This is a genomic window from Stenotrophomonas sp. STEN013 (assembly GCF_056760355.1).
Genome location: NZ_JBRREO010000005.1, coordinates 38346 through 59127 on the forward strand (window position 1 = coordinate 38346; position 20782 = coordinate 59127).

The following is a 20782-nucleotide window of genomic DNA, read 5'->3' on the forward strand; positions in this document are numbered from 1 at the left end:
ACGGTTGCCGCTGCCATCGCGATCATGCGGCGATCATCTCCAGGCCGCGCACTTCGATGATGCCCAGGCCGGGCGCATTGGTGATGCTGATCTCCGATTCGTTGAAGATCACCCCGCCTTCGACCGGATTGAACTGGCTCAGCGACGGACCATCCAGATCGACCTTGCTGATCGCACCGGACTTGGCCACCGCCAGGTGCACGGCGGCAGCAACGCTGATGCTCGATTCGAGCATGCACCCGATCATGCACGGCACGCCGTACAGCGCGGCGATGTCGGCGATCTTGATCGCGTTGGAGATGCCGCCGGTCTTCATCAGCTTGATGTTGATGATGTCCGCGGCGCCCTGCTGGATCAGGTCGAACACCTGGTGCGGGCTGAACACGCTCTCATCGGCCATCACCGGCGTGTTGACCCGTTCGGTGACGTACTTCATGCCGGCGATGTCGTTGGCCTTGACCGGTTGCTCGAGCAGTTCCAGCACCACGCCGGCGTTCTCCAGCGCGTTCATCGCGTACACCGCCTGCTTGGCGGTCCAGCCCTGGTTGGCATCCAGGCGCAGCAGGGCGCGACCTTCGACCGCGGCGTGGATCGCCTTGACCCGCTCGATGTCCAGGCCGATGTCCTTGCCGACCTTGATCTTCAGCGATTCGAAGCCGCGGTCCAGTGCCGACAGCGAGTCGGCCACCATCTTGTCGATGTAGTCCACGCTGATGGTGATGTCGGTGGTGATCACCGGGTCGCCGCCGCCCAGCATCTGGTACAGCGGCGCGCCGTGCAGCTGCGCCCACAGGTCGTAGATGGCGATTTCCACGGCCGCCTTGGCGCTGGTGTTGCGTTCCAGCGAGGACTGGATCAGGCCACAGATCCGGTTGAGGTTGCCGATGTCCTCGCCGATCAGGCGCGGCTTGATGAAGCTGTTGATGGCTTCGATGATCGAGCCGTGGGTGTCGCCGGTGATCACCGCCGTGGCCGGGGCCTCGCCGTAGCCGGTATGGCCGGTGTCGGTGCGCACCAGAACCACCACATCCTCCACCGATTCCACGGTGCGCAATGCGGTCTTGAACGGTGTTTTCAGTGGCACGCGGAGCATGCCCAGTTCGATGTCGGTGATCTTCATTTGGTGTCTTGCGGGCGGATGCGCTGGATGTTGGTGATGCGGTCGATATAGCTGGCGGTGTCGCTGGCCATCATCGGCTGCAGCGGGGTCACCGAGACGCCGTTGAGGCTGGCGTGCACGCGCTTGCCGTCGGCGCCATACCAGCTGCCACCGGAGGTGTCGTGGATCACCCAGGTCAGGCCATTGGCGTCGCCCAGCATCATCATCACGTGGCCGGGGATGTAGACCAGGTCGCCGACCTGCAGCCCGGCGATCGCATCACTGCGCTTGGCCTTGCTGTCCTTGTCGGTGAAAGGAACGCGGTTCAAGGCCGGGCTGATCGCCTGCGCGCTGGTGTTGCGCGGCAGCAGCACGCCAAAGCTGCGGTAGATCTCCGAGACGAAGCCGCTGCAGTCGCGGGTGTCGTAGGAATGGCCCCAGCCGTAGCGCTCGCCGAGAAACTTGAACGCCTGGGTGATCAGGTTGGCCTGGGTCAGCGGCAGGTAGTCGTCGGAAGACTCTTGCGAACGCGGCAGCAGCGCCGGTGCGAAGCCGAGACTGCCATCGTCGTTGCGCACCGGCAGCTGGATCACATGGCCGGCATGGGCCTGCTGGCCGTTGACCGGCTCCATCGCCGGCCAGTCGGCCAGCACCGGCACGCGCACGCCCATCTCCAGCTGCAGGTTGGACACACGCGGTTCCTCCGGTGTGTGTGCGGTGAAGGCCTTGCCCGCGGTGATCACCCGGTACGGCCCTTGCGCGCCGTAACCGAACACCTGCCCGGCGCTGCCGATCCCGATGAAACGCTTCTCCATCCATGCCGCGTAGCGTTCGCTGGCGACGAACACCCATTGGCCGTCGGCGCTTTCATGCAGCACCGCCACCGCGTCGCCGGGGAACAGCGCCGACTCCTGGAAACGGTCGATGTCGGTGTCGCCCTGGCTGCTGAACACCCGCAGCGCCGTGGGGAAAGCACGCAGCGCGGCGCGGTGCACCACCAGCCCGTACTGGATCGGGCGGCTTGCCGGAATGCGCTCCAGCGCCAGGTTGTCGCTGATCGCGCGCAGCTGGTCGGCGCCGACCCGCTTGCCCTGCACGTCGTACAGCGGGCGGGTTGGCAGGCGGGAGATGCCGTCGATGTGCTCGCGCACCAGTACTTCCGGCAGTGTCGCCGGCAGGGCGCGCAGGTCGATGATCGAAGTGTCGAGCTGGCGCATGCGCGCGTTCTGCGCGGCGATGGCGGCGCGGTCCAGGATCAGCTTGTCGGCATCGGGCAGTTGGGCGATCCACGGCTGCGGCGCCAGCAGGCGTTCCTCCAGTCCGATGATGCCGGCGTAGGCGGGTGCCTGCGCGGCCGGCTTGGGCGGTGACAGGGTCAGCGCGAACGCCGGTCCGGCGCACAGCGCCGTGGCAAGAATCAGGGCCCGGGTCAGCGGGGCGAGGCGTCGGTGCAACAGCTGCGCCGGAATGGTGGTCATTGGAGCGTTCCCCTCTGATGGTGCCTTGGAATATTTATTCCTTTCGCCAATTAAAGCAAGAATAAATTATTGACCGGCTGTCGGGTGCGTGGTACACAGCCGTCACCACCCTGCACCAGAGAAGTGTTGCCGTGGATCCAGCCATTCGCCAAATCTTCATCCCGTTGCTTCCCGCCAATCGATGTCCGGGCGGTGCGTTGCCGGGCCTGACGGTCGGCATGTCGGAGGGAGCGACAGGCGAGCCGGGCGAGGGTGGGCAACGCGGTCGCCTGCTGGAGCGCCGGGACAGGCAGCCTTTCCGTTTCGATCAGGGGAACTCCCACTGCCAGTGACCGGCTGTGCCACGGGCAGCGGCATAACAAGTTGTTTTGCGCGGTACTTTCAATATCTGCAGGAGAGAGCAGGGGATGAACACGAAAATGTTGAAGAAAGCGGCTTTGGCGGTTGCGCTGGGCGCGTGCCTGGGGGCGTTGGCGCCGAGCGCGATGGCACAGAGTGCCACCGGTGCGATCGCCGGCCGGGCAAGTTCCGGTGACCAGATCACCATCACCAACAAGGCCACCGGTCTGACCCGTACCGTGACCGTCGGCGCCGATGGTGCCTACCGCCTGAGCCAGCTGCCGGTCGGCGACTACAGCCTGCAGGTCAAGCGTGATGGCGAGACCGACAAGGAACCGCTGGGCGTGAACGTGTCGCTGGGCGGCACCACCACGGTCAACCTCGGTGGCGCCACCGCCGGCGGCGCGGTGACTCTGGATTCGGTGCAGGTGCTCGGTTCTCGCATCGTCAACCGCGTGGACGTGTACTCGACCGAGTCCTCGTTCAACATCAACCGCGAAGAGCTTTCGCGCATGCCGGTGGACCAGAGCGTGGCCGCGGTCGCGTTGCTGGCGCCGGGCGTGGTGAGCTCGGGCTCAAGCTTCGGCGGCTTGAGCTTCGGCGGCTCCTCCGTCGCCGAGAACGTGGCCTACATCAACGGGCTGAACGTCACCGACCCCTATCGTCGCCAGGGCTTCTCGACGGTGCCCTTCAATTTCTACGAAGAGTTCCAGATCAAGACCGGAGGCTACTCGGCCGAGTTCGGCCGCAGCACCGGTGGCGTCATCAACGCCATCACCCGTTCCGGCAGCAACGAGTTCAAGGGCGGCGTCGAAGTCACCATGGAGCCCTCGGCATGGGCTTCGGCGAAGAAGGACCATTTCCATAGCGACGGCACCATCGACGAGCGCGACCGTACCAGCCGCGATCGCAGCCCGTTGACAAAGACCAATGTGTGGGCTTCCGGTCCGATCATGAAGGACAAGCTGTTCTTCTTCGCGATGTACGAGAACCGCGACAGCAAATCGCAGGACGTGGACACCACCGAGGCGTGGAAGACCAAGAGCAACAACGATTTCTGGGGCACCAAGCTCGACTGGTACATCAACGACAACAACCGCCTGGAGCTGCTGGCATTCTCGGACAAGGCCGATTCGGTCACCACCAGTTATGAGAACTACAACTGGGATACCAACATCTTCGGTGATTCCAGCGGCCAGAGCAGCGGTTCCTCCGGTGGCGACAACTGGTCGTTGACCTATACCGGCAGCCTCACCGACAACTTTGTCGCCAAGGCGATGTACGGCGTCAACAAGCGCAGTGCCATGAGCAACAGCCCGCTGGATGCCGAGTGCAGCATCATCACCCTGGCGTCCAGCTACACCAAGAAGTACGGCCCCAAGACCAACGAGGGCTGCCACCCGACCAATGCCGCCATCAGCAGCCGCGAGGACAAGCGAGAGGCGGCGCGCCTGGACTTCGAATGGACTTTGGGCGATCACCTGGTCCGCTTCGGCATGGACCAGGAGGTGATGGATTCGGACAGCTCGGTGGTCTATCCGGGCGACGGGTTCATGTACCAGGCACTGGTGGTGAACGCCGGTAGTTCGGTCAATGGCGTGGTGCTGCCCCCCGGCGTCACCGACATCATCGATGCGCGTTACAAGGTTACCGGCTCGCCGGTGAGCACCAAGGCGCAGGCGTTCTATGTGGAAGACAACTGGAATGTCACGCCGAACCTGCTGTTGAACCTTGGCGTGCGCTTTGACCAGTTCCACAACAAGCTGGCTTCCGGTGCGACCTTTGCCAAGAGCAAGTTCACCGACATGATCTCCCCGCGCCTGGGCTTCAGCTGGGACGTGAAGGGCGATGGCTCGATGAAAGTGTTTGGTAACGCCGGCCGCTACTACACCCCGCTCACCAACAAGATCGCCGACTACTTCGGTGGTGGTACCACCGACGAGCACACCTACTATGCGCTCAATGGCTGGGCACAGAAGCAGAGCTCGACTGGCAATACCTACCTGGTTCCGGTGCTCGGCCAGCAGATCGGCCCGGTGAACACCGATGGCAATGCCCCGGCACCGACGGATGTGCGCACGGCGGTGGCGCGTGACCTGAAGCAGGTCTTCCAGGACGAATACATCCTGGGCTTCCAGCAGGCGATCAACGAGGAATGGTCCTACGGCGTGAACGCCACCTACCGCCGTATGACGCGTGCGGTGGAAGATGCGCGCATCAACCATGTGGAAGGCTGCGCCTGGTATTCCGGAGATTGGCCGATCATCAACCCGGGTGAAACCAATCAGCTGTGGTGCCCGGATACCGAGAGCTGGGTGACGCTGGATTCGTCCAAGGACGGCTACAAGGCCCTGGGCAGTGGCAACATCATGGGCTACAAGCGTCCCAAGCGTACCTACAAGGCGCTGGAGTTCCAGGTTGACCGTGCCTGGAATGACAAGTGGTCGTTCAATGCCAGCTACCTGCTGTCCAAGAGCGAGGGCAATATCGAAGGGCCGGTCAATTCGGATACCGGCTACAACGACACCAACCTGGTGCAGTACTACGATCACCCGGCCGTCAACGAGCGTTTCGGTGTCACCTTCAATGACGCCCGCCACCAGTTCAAGCTGCGCGGCACCTTCAAGCTCAATGAGCAATGGTCCTTCGGCAGCACGCTGTCGGCCCGCTCGGGCGGCCCGATCACCGCGTTCGGCGTGGTGTGGCCGGACGACAACCGCAATGCCGGTGGCCCGGGTGAATACAGTGGCGGTGGCTCCGGGTGGCTGTGCAAGGCCAACTGCTCGACCTGGGCGACCCGCGAGCTGGAGTATTCCGGACGCGGCGCCTTCGGCCGCATGCCCTGGGTGATCGATATGGGTGCCAGCGTGATGTGGACCTTGCCGGTGGAAGGCATCGACCTGAAGGCTCGCCTGTCGGTGTACAACCTGCTCAACCGGCAGACCGTGGTCAATGTGCACTCCCGCTACGAGAGCACCCCGGGGACAAAGATGCCTTACTTCGGCGAAGGCACCAATTGGCAGGCACCGCGCTATACGAATCTGGTGGTGACCTGGAACTTCTGAGCCGGCCGCGTCCGTCAATGACGGTCCATCGGTTCTGAGATTCCCCTCCGGCGGCCCCGTGCAGTGGGGCCGCCTTTTTTCTGGAGCACTGCTTTGGAGCACGTTGTGGAAAAACATCGCCGGGACGGTTTGCCGGCCACGTTCGACCAGGTGGATCTGCCGGCGCTGGCCGCCCGCGAAGGCACGCCGCTGTATGTGTACTCGGCCCCGGCGCTGCGCCAGCGCGTGCGGGCGCTGCGGCAGGCGCTGTCCGGCCTGAACGCGGGTATCCGCTATGCGCTCAAGGCCAATGGCAACGCGGCGGTGCTGCGCCTGCTGGCCGAGGAGGGCGCGGGGGCGGACATCGTTTCCGCCGGCGAGCTGGAACGCGCGCTGCGCGCGGGCATCGCCGCGGCCGATATCGTGTTCTCCGGGGTCGGCAAGTCCGATGCGGAGATCGTGCTGGCGCTGGAAGTGGGCATTGGCCGTTTCAACATCGAATCGCGGGCCGAGCTGGACAGCCTCCAGCGCATCGCCGCCGCGCGCGGGCTGATGGCCACCGCCGCGGTGCGGATCAATCCGGACGTGGACGCACAGACCCACGCCAAGATCTCCACCGGCAAGGCCGAGAACAAGTTCGGCGTTTCCATCGCCGAGGCCCGCGGCTGGTTCCAGGCGCGGGCGCAATGGCCGAATGTGCGCCTGGACGGGCTGCACATGCACATCGGCTCGCAACTGCTCAGCCTGGCGCCGGTACGCGAGGCACTGGCACGCATGGCCGCGTTCTGGAAAGAGCTGGAAGCGGCGGGCCATCCCATCGCCAGTATCGATGTCGGTGGCGGACTGGGCGTGCGTTACCGCGAAGGCGAACAGGCGCCGGATGCGCGCGAGTACGCCGCGGCGATCGCGCAGGCGCTGGCCGGCTTCGGCGGCCGCATCCTGGTCGAGCCGGGCCGCTGGCTGGTGGCCGAGGCCGGCTTGCTGCTCAGCCGCGTGCTGCTGGAAAAACACGGCCAGGAACGCCGCTTCCTGGTGCTGGACGCGGCAATGAACGACCTGCTGCGGCCAACGCTGTATGACGCCTGGCACGACATCGTGCGTATCGATGGCGGGCAGGCGTCGGTTCGCTACGACGTGGTCGGGCCGGTATGCGAGACCGGCGACACCTTCGCCACCGATCGCCTGCTGCCGCCCTGCGCGGCCGGCGAGCTGGTCGCGATCCTCGGCGCCGGTGCCTATGCCGCCTCGATGGGTTCGACCTACAACTCGCGGCCGCTGCCGGCCGAGGTGCTGGTGGACGGTGATCGCTATGCGCTGGTGCGGCGCCGGCAGACGCTGGACGAGCTGCTCGCGGCCGAGCTGCCGGCCACCGAATGGGTGCGGACATGAGCGCGGGCGCTGTGGCACGCCGATCGCGCTGGGCACGCGGCCTGCTGGCGCTGCTGCTGGTGGCCCTGGTCTCGGGCTGTGCGCATCACAATCCGCTCGCGCAGTGGGCACGCTCGCCCAACCACGACACGCGGCGGCCGGTGCTGGTGGTGCTGCACTACACCGCCGGCGAGACCGCCGAAGGCAGCCTGCGCACCCTGCAGACGGCCAACAGCAACGGGCCGGTCAGCGCGCACTACCTGCTGGGCAAGGACGGCACGCTGTACCAGCTGGTCGATGAGCGCAAGCGCGCCTGGCACGCCGGCGGCGGGCGCTGGGGCGCGATCACCGACATCAATTCGGCCTCGATCGGTATCGAGATCGACAACGATGGCCGCTCGCCGTATCCGGAGGTGCAGATCGAACGGCTGATCGTGCTGCTGGACGACCTGACCACGCGCCTGGGCATCCCGCGCAGCCAGATCATCGGCCACCAGGATCTGGCACCGGGACGCAAGATCGATCCGGGCCCGCTCTTCCCGTGGCAGCGCCTGTACCAGGCCGGTTTCGGCATCTGGCCGGATCCGGCGGCCGGCGAGCCGCCGGCCGCGTTCGATGGCTGGCTGGCGCTGGCCGCGCTGGGCTATCCGCTGGAGGATCCGGCGGCGACGCTGCGTGCGTTCCGCCACCGCTTCCGCGGCATCGACAGCGACAGCGCGGTGCTGGAGGAGGAAGACCGCCGCATCCTGCACGCGCTGACCCGGCCGCTGTTGCCGGCCGCCGCGCCGGTTCCCTGATCCATGAGCGAGGACACCTGACGATGTCGTTTACCGTCTGGCCGCGTATGGCCGCCCTGGCGCTCGCCTGCGGGCTGGCGCTTCCCTCTGCCGCCACCCCGGCGTCCTTGCCGGCACCGGTGGAGACGCTGGTCGAGCAGGCGATGGCGCACTACCGGCTGCCCGGTATCGCGGTCGGGGTGATCGAGGACGGCCGGATCGTGCAGGTCGTCACCCGCGGCGAGCAGGCCGCCGGTCTGGGGCAGCCGGTCGATGCCGACACGCTGTTCAAGATCGCCTCCAACACCAAGGCGATGACCGGCGCGGTGCTGGCGCGGCTGGTCCAGGCCGGCACGCTGCGCTGGGAAGACCCGGTGACGAAACATCTGCCCGGGTTCCGCATGTACGACCCGTGGGTGACCGCCAATCTGCAGGTGCGCGACCTGCTGATCCACAACAGCGGCCTGGGCCTGGGCGCCGGCGATTTGATGCTGTGGCCGGAGCCGAACCGCTTCAGCCGCCAGGACATCCTCGCCGGACTGGCCCATCTCAAGCCGGTGGGCAGCTTCCGTGCCGATTACGCCTACGACAACCTGCTGTACGTGGTCGCCGGTGAGGTCGCCGCGGCGGCGGCCGGCAAGCCGTATGCGACCCTGGTGCGCGAGGAGATCTTCCAGCCGCTGGGGCTGACGCGCTGCCAGGTGGGGCAATGGTCGGCCGCGGCGGTCGGCAATATCGCCCGGCCGCATTACCGCCAGGGCGAGCGCAATATCGCCGCGGACGCCGATCCGGACACCGTGGCCGACTTCCCGTCCGCCGCGGCCGGCGGCGTGCGCTGCAGCGTCAACGACATGCTGCGCTGGATGCAGGTGCTGCTCGATCCGGCGCAGGCGCCGGGCTGGCTGGACGCCGCCCAGCGGCGCGCGCTGTGGACGGCGCACATGCCGATGCCGGTCGGCCAGCGCCTGCGCGACTGGGACAACACCCACTTCCACGCTTATGGCTACGGCTGGCGGCTGTCGGACATGGACGGCCAGTGGAAGGTCGCCCACACCGGCACGCTGTCGGGCATGTATTCCTCGCTGGCGCTGCTGCCGGACCGGCGCACCGGCGTGGTGATCCTGATCAACGGCGAGGGCGAGGCGGCCCGCACCGCGCTGATGCAGGCGCTGCTCAAGCGCTATACCGCCCCGCAGGAGGCCGGCGACGTGCTGCATTACGCCCGGCTGCTGGAGCGCGAGGCCGCGCAGCGGCGGTCGGCCGGCCAGGTGCGCCCGGTGCTGGCGCCGCCGGTGGTGGTGACGCCGGCGCAGGTCGGGGCCGATGCCGGGGTCTGGAGCGATCCGTGGTTCGGCCGGGTGACGCTGTGCCCCGGCGAAGGCGGGATGCTGTGGGTCTCGGACAAGTCGCCGGCCATGCGCGCGCGGCTGGTGCAGTCCGGTGGGCGGCGCTGGCTGCAGTGGCTGGCGCTGGGCGAAGACGCCGAGGCCTGGCTGGAGTTCTCCGGTGCCGGCACGCAGCGGCGCATGCAGCTGCGCGCGATCGATCCGGACATCGACTTCAGCTACGACTTCCAGGACCTGGAGTTCCGCCGGCTGGGGGATTGCCCCTGAGCGGGCGGGCGGCGCCGGGCAGGCACCCGGCGAATCGCCTGCTGCGGCGCACAAAAATATTTTATTTTTCTGCACCCCCAAGCTTGGGAATACTTTATTGACCGTTTGATTCAGGTCATGTTAAACAACTGTAAATCCGTGCTGTCCGTCAAGCCGCGCCGGTATTGAACGGAACGCAAGCGTCCACGCAGGCACCAGCAGCAGCCGGCCGCGGGGGCGGCAGGAGCAGGCGGGCGCCGGTCGGGCCCGGGTAGTTGCAGGTCGGGGCTGACAGGGAGGCACCCCGGGCAGTGCAACCAGGGAAGGAGGGAGACGTCCCGGGGAGGGACGTCCCTGTGATGAGTGGGCGGCCTTGTTGCCGCCATTGCAGGAGGGAGCGGTGCACGGTCGTCCTGTTTCCGGAAACGGGCGGGCAGTGGACCGGGCCGCTTCCAGAGCACCCACCGTAATGCGCCCTTTGGAGAGAAAGAGAGCATGCCCGCCTTGTCCCGTCCCGCACGTCGTCACCACCTCAGCGCCGCAGTGCTGCTTGCACTGGGCAGCCCGCTGGCCGCCTTCGCCCAGACCTCGCCGGCCACGGCTGCGGCCGGCTCGCCCGAGGCCCGCACCCTGGACCGCGTCTCGGTCACCGGTTCGCGTATCCAGCGCACCGACGTGGAGGCCGCGCTGCCGGTCACCATCATCCAGAAGGCCGAGATCGAGGCGCAGGGCATCACCTCGGCCGAACAGCTGCTGCAGCAGCTGAACATCGCCAGCAGCGGTCCGGACAGCCTGGCCGCCAACAGCGGCGTCGCCCCACCCGGAACCCGCGGCAACAACGGCGTGTCCGGCGCCAACCTGCGCGGCCAGGGCGCCGACGCGACGCTGGTGCTGCTCAACGGCCGCCGGGTCGCCGCCCATGGCCTGGCCGGCCAGGTGGTGGATCTGAACTCGATTCCCTTCGCCGCGATCGAGCGGGTGGAAGTGCTGCGCGATGGCGCCTCGGCGGTGTACGGCACCGACGCCATCGGCGGGGTGATCAACTTCATCACCCGCACCAACTACCAGGGGATCACCCTGACCTCCGGCGCCGACGTCACCCAGGAAGGCGGCGGCAACATCTACCACGCCAGCCTGCTCGGTGGCTGGGGTGATCTGGACAGCGACCGCTGGAACGTCTGGGCCGCGGTCAACGCCAAGAAGAACAAGATCCTGCGCGGCAACCAGCGCGATTTCGTCAACAGCTTCCAGCCCGAGCGCGGGCTGTCGCCGGACACGCGTGGCACCCCGTTCGCCAACATCGTCAGCGGCACCGGCAGCCTGATCGGCGGCGGCCTGCGCGACCCGGCCAGCGGCCTGACCAAGACCACGGTCAACACCTTGGATCTGCCCGGCGGTGCCGGCTGCGAGGCCGGCGGCGACATGATGGGCCCGTACGACGACAAGATCTGGGCCAGCCCCGGCGCCAGCTTCGGCTGCGCCTGGGACTATGGCCGCGCGCGCACCATCCAGCAGCCGGTGGATACCGTGCAGGGTGTCGGCCGCGCCACCTTCCGGCTCGGCGACAGCCACGAGTTCTACGCCGAGCTGATGGGCTCGAAGGTGACCTCCAAGCGCCAGTTCGAGGCGCAGCAGATCACCACCAGCATCAATGCCAGCGCCACCCAGCTCGACGCCTACGAGCTCAACGCCAACACCCAGGCCACCTACGACGCGGTCTACAACCAGCTGCAGGGCTATTTCGGCAACCAGGCCAACCTGGTCTATGGCCGGCCGATCGCCTACCGCTGGCGCTGCGAGGTCTGCGGCCCGCGCCAGATCGAGACCAGCACCAAGGCCTACCGCCTGCTGTTCGGCATGACCGGCACGCTGGGCACGTGGGATTACGATGTCGGTCTGTCGCGCGCGCAGAGCAAGGCCGAATCGACCACCGCCGGCGGCTACTACTTCACTCCGCAGCTGAAGGCCGCGCTGAAGAGCGGCCTGCTCAATCCGTTCCTGATGCCCGGCCAGGCGCAGTCGCAGGCCGGCCGTGACGCGCTGGCCGCGGCCGATGCCAGCGGCCTGCAGATCTATGAGGGCACCTCGACCACCACCACCTTCGACGCCAGTTTCAGCGGCGGCCTCGGCTTCACGCTGTGGGGCGAGGACCAGGTGCAGGCCGCGGTGGGGGTGGACCTGCGTCGCGAGGAATACGAATTCGGCGGTCCGGCCGAATGGCTGGCCGGCAACGCCTATGTGTTCGGTGTGCCGGGCGATGCGGCCAACTACATGTCGCCCAAGCAGCGCAACGTGAAAGCGGCGTTCGCCGAGTTCAACCTGCCGGTGCTCGACAGCCTGGAACTGAACCTGGCGGTGCGCCATGACCGTTATGACGGCTTCGGTGGCACCACCAATCCGAAGTACTCGCTGAAGTGGCAGCCGATCGACTGGCTGGTGTTCCGCGGTTCCTACAGCACCGGTTTCAAGGTGCCGGACTTCGCCAAGCTGTTCCGCGGCATCACCGAGACCCAGTACACCGGTCTGGACCTGGCCGATCCGGCGACCTGCCCGCGCGGCCAGTACAACCCTGACGTGGCCGCCTGCAGCGTGCAGATCCGCCCGGACATCATCACCGGCGGCAATCCGAACCTGAAGCCGGAAGAAGCCGAACAGCGCAGCATCGGCTTCGTGCTGGCGCCGTGGGATGCCTTCAACCTCAGCGTCGACTGGTGGGAGATCGAACGCACCAACACGATCCGCAGCGGTTTCAACCTGTCCACGATGACCGCGAACTACCCGCTGTATGCGTCCAACTTCATCCGTGACGCCAGCGGCACGATCATCGCGATCGACCAGCGCTTCATCAACACCGGTGGCACGCTGACCCGCGGTATCGAGCTGGACGCCAACCTGCGTGGGGAACTGGCCGGCGGTGCCTGGAACGTGCACCTCAACGGCAATTATCTGGACACCTTCAAGACCAAGACCTTCGACAACCTGCCCTACAGCGACAACCTGGTCGGCGAGTACGAGCGCTACTTCAACCTGCCGATCAAGTGGAAGCATACCGTCAGCCTGGGCTGGGCCCGCGGCGACTGGGCGCACACGCTGACCCAGGTCTACCGGGGCGGTTACAAGGACTGGAAGCCCGGCGGCATCGTCAACGGCTACACCCCGCCGGCGTGGGATCCGAACGTGGATGCCTACACCACCTACAACTACAGCCTGACCTGGAGCGGCATGGAGAACCTGAAGGCGACCTTCGGCATCCGCAACCTGCTCAACACCGACCCGCCGTTCACCGTGCGCTATCTGGATGACGGCGACGGCGCCGGCTGGGAGGCGCGCGTGGCCGACCCGCGCGGCCGTTCGTTCAACGTGCTGCTGGAATACCGCTTCCGCTGATGCGGGCGGGATGCTGAAAGTGCGAGGGTGCCGCTGCCGGTCCGCCGGCGGCGGCACGGTTGTCGTGACAGACCCGTGCTGCGGAGCAATGCCTACCGCCGGACGGGTCGCTACTGGACCGCGGTGATGATGAGAACCCCGATGAAACTGCTGTTGCCCGTGGCGCTGGTCGCGCTGCTGGGCGCCTGCGCGCAGACCCCGTCGCGCAATCCGCTGGCGACCTGGGTGCCGTCCGCCAACCAGGATCTGCGCCGGCCGGTGCTGATCGTCATCCACTTCACCCAGCAGGACTCGGTGCAGCAGAGCCTGGACACACTGCGCGGCCGCAACAGTGGTGGCCCGGTCAGCGCGCACTATCTGATCGGTGCCGATGGTCGGCGTTTCCAGCTGGTCAGCGACGAACGCCGCGCCTGGCACGCCGGTGCCGGCAGCTGGGCCGGATGGCGCGATATCAATTCGGTGTCGATCGGCATCGAACTGGACAACGATGGCAGCACGCCGTTCGCCGCGGCGCAGATCGACAGCCTGCTGGTGCTGCTGGAGGACCTGTGCACGCGGCTGCGCATTCCGCGCACGCAGATCATCGGCCACCAGGATATGGCGCCCACCCGCAAGCCCGATCCGGGCCCGCTGTTTCCGTGGCAACGGTTGGCCGAGGCCGGCTTCGGCCGCTGGCCGGCCGCCGATGCGCCGCCGGCACCGGCCGGGTTCGACCCGTGGACGGCGTTGCGGCTGATCGGCTATCCGCTGGAGGATCGCGCGGACACCGTGCGCGCGTTCCGCAACCACTACCGCGGCCAGGGCGGCGAGGCGCTCGATGCCGAGGACCTGCGCATCCTGCATGCCCTGGCCCCGGCCGATCCTGCGCCATCACCGGCAACGCGCTGAGAGGTGCCCATGTCCCGGCTGGAACCCGTCTTTTCTTCCCGTCACCGGTGCCTTGCCATGAGCCTCGCCCTGACCCTGCTGGCGGTGTGTCCGCTTGCCTCCGCCAGCGAGCGGCTGGGGCTGGTGGCGTCCGCCGAATCGACCCAGTTCGTGCAGCAGCGCGGCCAGTTCCAGTTGCACACGCTGCTGACCGAGCAGCGTCATCCCAAGACCTGGAACCTCAGCGACGTGGCCGCCGCCGATCCGGCGCAGGCGCTGTCGCAGCTGCTGTCGGTGGACGAGGATGTGGCCATCGCGCTGGCGGCGCTGGCCGACGATCCGCAGCGCATGGCCGCGCTGCAGGCCGCCTCGGCGGCGGTGCAAGGTGCGCTGCGTGATGGCCATCGGATCTATTTCTACGGCACTGGCTCGACCGGGCGTCTGGCCGAAACCCTGGAAAGCGGGCTGTGGCGTCCGTTCTGGCACCGGCTGCAGGCCGATCCGGGGTGGTCGCAGCTCGCCGAGGGGCTGCCGCCAGCACTGGACGAGCGGGTACGCGGCCAGATCACCGGCGGCGACCGCGCCCTGATCAGTTCGCTGGAAGGCTTCGAGGACCTGCCGCTGATCGGCGCGCTGCAGCTGCGCGATGACGGCATCGGCGCCGGGGATGTGGTGTTCGCGGTGACCGAAGGCGGCGAGACCTCGGCGGTGATCGGGACCGCGCTGGCCGCCGCCGACCAGCGCGGTCCCGGCACCGACCGGGTCTGGTTCGTCTACAACAACCCCGATGCGCTGCTGCGCCCGTTCGAGCGCAGCCGGCGGGTGCTCGATGACGCCCGCATCGGCAAGATCGCACTGCCGACCGGGCCGCAGGCGATCACCGGCTCGACCCGCATGCAGGCCACCACCACCAGCCTGTATGTGCTCGGACTGGTGCTGGAGGATGCGCTGCGCGCGCTGTTGCTGCCGCAGCTGGCGCCGGCCGATGCGCAGCGGTTGGGACTGGATGCGCGCGACACCCTCGCCACCCGCCTGCGTGGCTTTGCCCGGCTGCAGCAGGCTGTGGCGGCCCATGCGCCGCAGCTGGCGCGCTGGACGCAGCGCGAGGCCCAGGCCTATGCCGACGGCCATCACGCGACCTATCTGGCCGGGCAGGCGCTGATGCCGGTGTTCGTCGATGTCACCGAGCGCGCGCCGACCTTCCGCTTGGCGCCGCTGGACCGTACCGACACTGCGCCGCCGGCCTCGTGGATCCGCGTGTGGGCGCCGGTGGACACGCCGCAGGCGGCCTGGGAGGCGCTGCTGCAGCGGCCGTTCCAGGGCTTGGAGACGGCCCGTTACCGTCCCGCGTTCGAGCAGGTGGACGATCCGGCCCTGCGCCAGACCGCGCTGCGCAGCCTGGAACGCGCCGGCGGCGAACAGCAGGCGCTGTACGACCTGTCGTGGTCGGCGGACAACCGCCAGCGGCTGCCGCCGCAGCCCGGTGATCTGGGTGTGCTGCTGCGCTATGCCGACGAACCGCTGGATACGCTGGCCCGGCAATGGTGGCAGACCTTCGACCGTGCCGGGGCCGGGGTGCTCACCGTGACGGTGGGCCAGCCTAGGGATGGCAGCCAATCGGTGCCGGTGCCTGCCGGTGCCGGGCCGGACATCGTGCTGGACCTGCCGCAAGGCAACGATCCGCTCGGTCTGGACCGCACGCTGGCACTGAAGATGGCGCTCAATGCCCATTCCACCGCGGTGATGGCACGGCTTGGCCGCACCGTCGGCAACACCATGACCGCGGTGCAGCCGGGCAACCTCAAGCTGATCGGCCGCGCCACCTACCTGATCCAGGCGCACGTCAATCCGGTGCTGGAGAGTGCGCGCTGGCGGCAGCGGCACGGTGCCACCGCGGCCTTGAGCTATGCCGAAGCCAACGCGCTGCTGTTTGAGGCCATCGCCCGGCGCGCGGTGTTGCCCGAAACGGGCAAACTGCCGGAAGTGGAACTGGCGATCGTCGCGGCGCTGGAGCGCCTGGACAGTGGCAACCCGCTGGACTGGCCCGGTGCCGCGCAGCAGCTGCGCGACCATGGCTTGAATGGTTATCTGCGCGGCTGGGCGGACGCCGCGCAGCCGCAGGCGCCGCCGGCCGCTGCGGTGGACAATGGACAATCACGGTGAGGGAGGCTGGCATGGTTTTTTCGCGTACCGGTGGCTGGGGGCTGCTGTTGATGGCGGCCAGTGCCGGCGCCGCCCCGGCGGTATCGCCGGCCAGTGGTCCGCAGCAGGCCGGCATGCGCGATGTGGCCACGCTGGCGCCGGGGTTCGACCTGGAGATGCGCTACGCCGGCAGCGACAACTTCACCGGCCGTCCGGTGCCCGGTTACGAGGCGCCACACTGCTATCTGCTCGACGCCCCGGCGCAGGCCCTGGCACGGGTACAACGCGCCTTGCAGGCGCAAGGCCATGCCTTGCGTCTGTACGACTGCTATCGGCCGGTGCGCGCGGTGCAGGCCTTCGTGGTCTGGGCGCATGATCCGGCCGACCAGCAGGCCAAAGCCCGCTACTACCCGAACATCGACAAATCCCGGCTGCTGGACGGCTATATCGCCGAGCACTCCGGGCACAGCCGCGGTGCCACGGTCGACCTAGGTCTGCTCGATTGCCGCCAGGGGCCGTGTGTGGCACTGGACATGGGCACCGGCTTCGACCACTTCGACCTGAAGGCGCATACCGACAGCCCGGACATCAGCGCCGCGCAACGCGCCAACCGCCAGCTGCTGGTCGCCGCGATGCAGGCCGAAGGTTTTGCCAACTACCCGATGGAATGGTGGCATTTCACCTTCCAGCCCGAGCCCACGCCCGACACCGCCTACGACTTCCCGGTGCGGTGACGCCGGTGCCGGCGGGTAGACTGCGTGTCCCTGTTCCGGAGCGGTCGACGCGCCCATGAATCTGGTTCTGCATTTCGGCCTGCTGGGCTCGCTGGAGGCGGCGCTGATCGCGCTGGCGATCGGTTTTGTCGTGTTCGCGCTGTGGTGGCAGGTCTGCAGGCGCAACGGGCTGTCACACGGGAACGCGATCGCCTGGGCCAGCCTGATCGCCTGTGCCCTCGCCGCGGGCGTGGACAGCTGGAACCTGTTCTATCTGGGCATGGTGCGGCTGGAGTCGCCGCTGTACGCGCGCCTGGCGCTGGCCGGCATCCACGATCCGGATCAACTGGGCCTGCGGGTGCTGCTGGAAGTGCTCGGTGCGGTGATCGGCGTCGGGCTGGGTTGGTGGTGGTTCATCTCGCGCCATCAGCCTTCTGACGACAGCGATGTCGCTTAAATACCGTTCCAATCGCGTATCAGCGCGATGGGTGGAACGCTTGAATGCGCCGCTTACTTTCCTGTCACGAGGCGCTAACCGCCGCGGTAACTGCTGCCGGTGCGACAAGGGTTAAGGCGATGTCGTTCGCTGTTTTCCAGCGACAAGACCATTCAGCCAAGGCTTGTCAGGGTTGGTTCCGCGCAGTTGACGCGCTTTTCCAAGCTGACGAGGAAATACCCGATGACCCTTCGTAATCGCACCCCGCTGTTCGCCCTGGTTGCTGTGGTGGGTTCGGCGCTGGCGCTGCCGGCGATGGCGCAAAGCGCCGCCAAAGAGCAGGCTGCCGCCGCACAGGTCCAGGCACAGCAGGCGCAGCAGCAGGCCGCCCAGGCGCAGGACGCTGCCGCGGACGCTTCCGCGCATGCGGCCCAGGCCTCGGCGGCAGCCAATGGCGGCCAGACCTGGGCCAGCATGGACGCCGACAGTGACGGCAGCATCAGCAAGACCGAGGCGCAGGCCAATGCCGGGTTGGCGCAGGTGTTCGAGCAGGCCGACAGCGACAAGGACGGCCTGCTGACCCCGGACGAGTACCGCAGTTACGTCGCGGCCCAGCAGAACTAGGCCGCCCCGCGGTGAGGGAGGAAAGGGCGGCCGCTGCCGCCCTTTTCTTTGAGCTGCCTGCGGCCGGGTTTATCCTGTGCCCATGAACAGCGCAGACATTTCCGCCATCGGCCTGGTCGGCTTCGATGGCGATGACACGCTCTGGAAGAGCGAAGACTATTACCGCGCCGCCGAACAGGAATTCGAGAGCATCCTCGGCCACTACATCGACCTGCACGACGCCGGCACCGCCCAGCACCTGTTGAAGGTGGAGCGCCGCAACCTGGCCGTGTTCGGTTATGGCGCCAAGGGTATGACCCTGTCGATGCTGGAAGCGGCCATCGAACTGACCGGCGAGAAGATCTCCGCCACGCACCTGCACCAGATCATCGAGATCGGCCGCCGCACCCTGCAGCATCCGGTGGATGTCATCGACGGCGTGCGCGAGGCGGTGGCGGCCATTGCCGCCGACTATCCGGTGGTGCTGATCACCAAGGGTGATCTGTTCCACCAGGAGCAGAAGATCGAGCGCTCCGGGCTGCGGGATCTGTTCCCGCGCATCGAGATTGTTTCGGAGAAGGACCCCGCCACCTATGCGCGGGTGCTGGCCGAGTTCAACCTGCCGGCCGAGCGCTTCGTGATGATCGGCAACTCGCTGCGCTCGGATATCGAACCGGTGCTCGGTCTGGGCGGCTGGGGCATCCATACCCCGTATGCGGTGACCTGGGCGCATGAAGCCGAGCACGGGGTGTCGGCCGATGCGCCGCGCCTGCACCAGGCCGATACCGCCCACCAGTGGCCGGACGCGGTGCGTGCGATCGCCGCCCAGGCGGCGCCGCAGGGCCGCTGAACATGTCCGCGCCGGTGCCACAGCCTCATTCCCGGACCGGGCGCCTGCACGGCGTGCTGCTGTGGTGTGCGGCACTGATGGCTATGCCGGGGGTGCATGCGCAAGATCCCGCCCCCGTGCAAACGGAGGCGGTCGCGCCGGCCTATGCCCCGGACACCGGTGATGCCTGGGTGGATCGCCAGCTGGCCGATATCAATGCCTATGCCGCGCGCTATCCGGATGCGTTCGTCGATGAGCTGGCGCGCTATGCCGGCGCCCATCCGCGCTATGTGACCGCGCTGCTGCAGGAGCACGGCTGGAACGCCGGGGATATCTATTTCGCCTGCGTCTGGGGCCAGGTCGCAGGTGGCGGCTGTCGCGAGTGGGTACGTGCCCGCACGCGCCTGCCGCAGACCGGCTGGAAAGCGGTTGTGGAGAGCCGGAAGCCGGCGCCGGACAACCTGCAATGGCGCGCGCTGCGTCACGCCATCGTCGCCAGTTTCGACCACTGGGACCGGCCGATCACGCTGGATCCGCTGCTGAAGCGCCAGCTCGGTGACCGCGCGCAGCGCGACGCTGCCGCGCTCAAGGCGGCAGCCGGCGACTGAGGACACGCGGCTTTGCTGCTGTGCGGATAGGCTTTGTGACCGCTTCCGGGCGAAAATGGCCGCTTCCTTCGATTCCGCGCCAGCGCGCCTTGTCATGACCGCCGACCGTTTCGTTTCGCCCGACCATATCCGCAGCCTGTTCTCGCAGGCGATGTCGCACATGTACCGCACCGAAGTGCCGTTGTACGGCACGCTGGTGGAACTGGTGGCAGAGGTGAACGCGAACGTGCTCGCCGCCCAGCCGGCGCTGGCCGAGCAGATGCAGCGCAGCGGCGAGCGCGAGCGCCTGGACGTGGAGCGCCACGGCGCGATCCGTGTCGGCACCGCCCAGGAACTGGCCACGCTGCGCCGGCTGTTCGCGGTGATGGGCATGTACCCGGTGGGCTATTACGACCTGTCGGTGGCGGGTGTGCCGGTGCACTCCACCGCGTTCCGCCCTGTCGATGGCGAATCGCTCAACCGCAATCCGTTCCGCGTGTTCACCTCGCTGCTGCGGCTGGAGCTGATCGAGGATGACGCCCTGCGCGCGCAGGCGGCCGAGATCCTGTCCCGCCGCACCATCTTCACCGCCGGCGTGCTGCAACTGATCGAACAGTGCGAACGTGACGGCGGCCTGGGCGAGGACGACGCCTGGCGTTTCGTGGTGGAAGCGCTGGAAACCTTCCGCTGGCACAACGAGGCCACCGTGTCGCTGGAAACCTATCGCGCGCTGCTTGGCGCGCACCGGCTGGTGGCCGACGTGGTCAGCTTCCGCGGTCCGCACATCAACCACCTCACCCCGCGCACCCTGGATATCGACGCGGCGCAGGTGCAGATGCAGGCGCGCGGGCTGGCGGCCAAGGCGGTGATCGAAGGTCCGCCGCGCCGGCAGTGCCCGATCCTGCTGCGCCAGACCAGCTTCAAGGCGCTGGAGGAAATGGTGCATTTCCCGTCCGGTGCCGACAACCAGGCGGGCACCCACACCGCGCGTTTTGGCGAGATCGAGCAGCGCGGGCTGGCACTGACGCCGAAGGGCCGCGCGCTGTACGACGTCCTGTTGGCCGACGCCCGGGGTGGTGCCGGCAGTACCGGCGACGACTACATGCAGCGGTTGCAGGCCGCTTTTGCGGGCTTCCCGGATGACCACGACCGTCTGCGTCGCGAAGGCCTGGGCTACTACCGCTATGCACTGACCGAAGCCGGCCGTGCACTGCCGCCAGCCGCGCGCGATCTGCCGGCCGAAGTCCTGATCGAACGTGGTCTGGCCACCGCCGATCCGATCATCTACGAGGATTTCCTGCCGGTCAGTGCGGCCGGTATCTTCCAGTCCAACCTGGGCGGCGACGAGCAGCGCGCCTATGCCGCACGCGCCAACCGCGCGGCGTTCGAGCAGGCGCTGGGCGCGCCGGTGAGCGACGAGTTCGCCATCTACGAACGCCTGCAGGCCGAGTCGCTGGCGCAGCTGGCTGCCTGATCCGCGGCGGCGGTTCGGAACGGGCGGCTCTGGTGCCTGCAACGCCGG

15 protein-coding genes are annotated in these 20782 nt (G+C 67.6%); 13 read left to right on the forward strand and 2 right to left on the reverse strand.

All coding sequences use genetic code 11. The features are described from left to right. Window positions 1–22: 22 nt before the first annotated feature. Window positions 23–1120: a dipeptide epimerase gene (locus ACVOMH_RS11635; RefSeq protein WP_054659146.1), complete on the reverse strand. Its 1098-nt coding sequence runs from the start codon at window positions 1118–1120 to the stop codon at window positions 23–25. After that, entirely contained in the window at window positions 1117–2577 is a 1461-nt protein-coding gene (locus ACVOMH_RS11640; RefSeq protein WP_481523092.1) for a C40 family peptidase, read from the reverse strand. The genes ACVOMH_RS11635 and ACVOMH_RS11640 overlap by 4 nt, the downstream gene beginning before the upstream one ends. 407 nt (window positions 2578–2984) lie before the next feature. Here ACVOMH_RS11640 and ACVOMH_RS11645 point away from each other — a divergent pair, with 407 nt between their 5' ends. The 13 genes from ACVOMH_RS11645 (at window position 2985) to hglS (ending at window position 20734) form a co-directional block, all read left to right on the forward strand. Then, entirely contained in the window at window positions 2985–5981 is a 2997-nt protein-coding gene (locus ACVOMH_RS11645) for a TonB-dependent receptor (protein ID WP_054659150.1), read from the forward strand. Window positions 5982–6086: 105 nt separating this feature from the next. Further along, window positions 6087–7349, forward strand: a complete 1263-nt coding sequence (gene lysA / locus ACVOMH_RS11650) for a diaminopimelate decarboxylase (protein WP_481552059.1) — start codon at window positions 6087–6089, stop codon at window positions 7347–7349. Then, on the forward strand, window positions 7346–8125 hold the full coding sequence (locus ACVOMH_RS11655; protein ID WP_481523095.1) for an N-acetylmuramoyl-L-alanine amidase: 780 nt from the start codon (window positions 7346–7348) through the stop codon (window positions 8123–8125). Before lysA ends, ACVOMH_RS11655 begins: the two co-directional genes overlap by 4 nt. A gap of 23 nt (window positions 8126–8148) precedes the next feature. Beyond that, window positions 8149–9717 (forward strand): serine hydrolase domain-containing protein, encoded by a 1569-nt coding sequence (locus ACVOMH_RS11660; RefSeq protein WP_481552060.1) that lies wholly within the window; start codon window positions 8149–8151, stop codon window positions 9715–9717. Between the two features lie 474 nt (window positions 9718–10191). Further along, a complete protein-coding gene (locus ACVOMH_RS11665; RefSeq protein WP_057506613.1) occupies window positions 10192–13083 on the forward strand; it encodes a TonB-dependent receptor in 2892 nt (963 codons plus the stop codon). Between the two features lie 141 nt (window positions 13084–13224). Then, window positions 13225–13971, forward strand: coding sequence for an N-acetylmuramoyl-L-alanine amidase (locus tag ACVOMH_RS11670; protein ID WP_481552061.1), 747 nt, complete (start codon window positions 13225–13227; stop codon window positions 13969–13971). 57 nt (window positions 13972–14028) lie between these two features. Beyond that, complete coding sequence (locus tag ACVOMH_RS11675; RefSeq protein ID WP_481552062.1) at window positions 14029–16113, forward strand: hypothetical protein; 2085 nt, start codon at window positions 14029–14031, stop codon at window positions 16111–16113. Window positions 16114–16163: 50 nt separating this feature from the next. After that, complete coding sequence (locus ACVOMH_RS11680; RefSeq protein ID WP_481552172.1) at window positions 16164–16826, forward strand: M15 family metallopeptidase; 663 nt, start codon at window positions 16164–16166, stop codon at window positions 16824–16826. A gap of 55 nt (window positions 16827–16881) precedes the next feature. After that, window positions 16882–17262 (forward strand): hypothetical protein, encoded by a 381-nt coding sequence (locus ACVOMH_RS11685; protein ID WP_481552063.1) that lies wholly within the window; start codon window positions 16882–16884, stop codon window positions 17260–17262. A gap of 222 nt (window positions 17263–17484) precedes the next feature. After that, window positions 17485–17865 carry an EF-hand domain-containing protein gene (locus ACVOMH_RS11690; protein ID WP_481523102.1) on the forward strand — a complete coding sequence of 127 codons (381 nt, stop codon included), beginning with the start codon at window positions 17485–17487 and terminating at the stop codon, window positions 17863–17865. 82 nt (window positions 17866–17947) lie between these two features. After that, complete coding sequence (locus tag ACVOMH_RS11695; protein WP_057506616.1) at window positions 17948–18694, forward strand: HAD family hydrolase; 747 nt, start codon at window positions 17948–17950, stop codon at window positions 18692–18694. Window positions 18695–18696: 2 nt separating this feature from the next. Next, complete coding sequence (locus ACVOMH_RS11700; RefSeq protein WP_481552064.1) at window positions 18697–19281, forward strand: hypothetical protein; 585 nt, start codon at window positions 18697–18699, stop codon at window positions 19279–19281. Window positions 19282–19375: 94 nt separating this feature from the next. After that, on the forward strand, window positions 19376–20734 hold the full coding sequence (gene hglS, locus ACVOMH_RS11705; protein WP_481552065.1) for a 2-oxoadipate dioxygenase/decarboxylase HglS: 1359 nt from the start codon (window positions 19376–19378) through the stop codon (window positions 20732–20734). Window positions 20735–20782 lie beyond the last annotated feature (48 nt).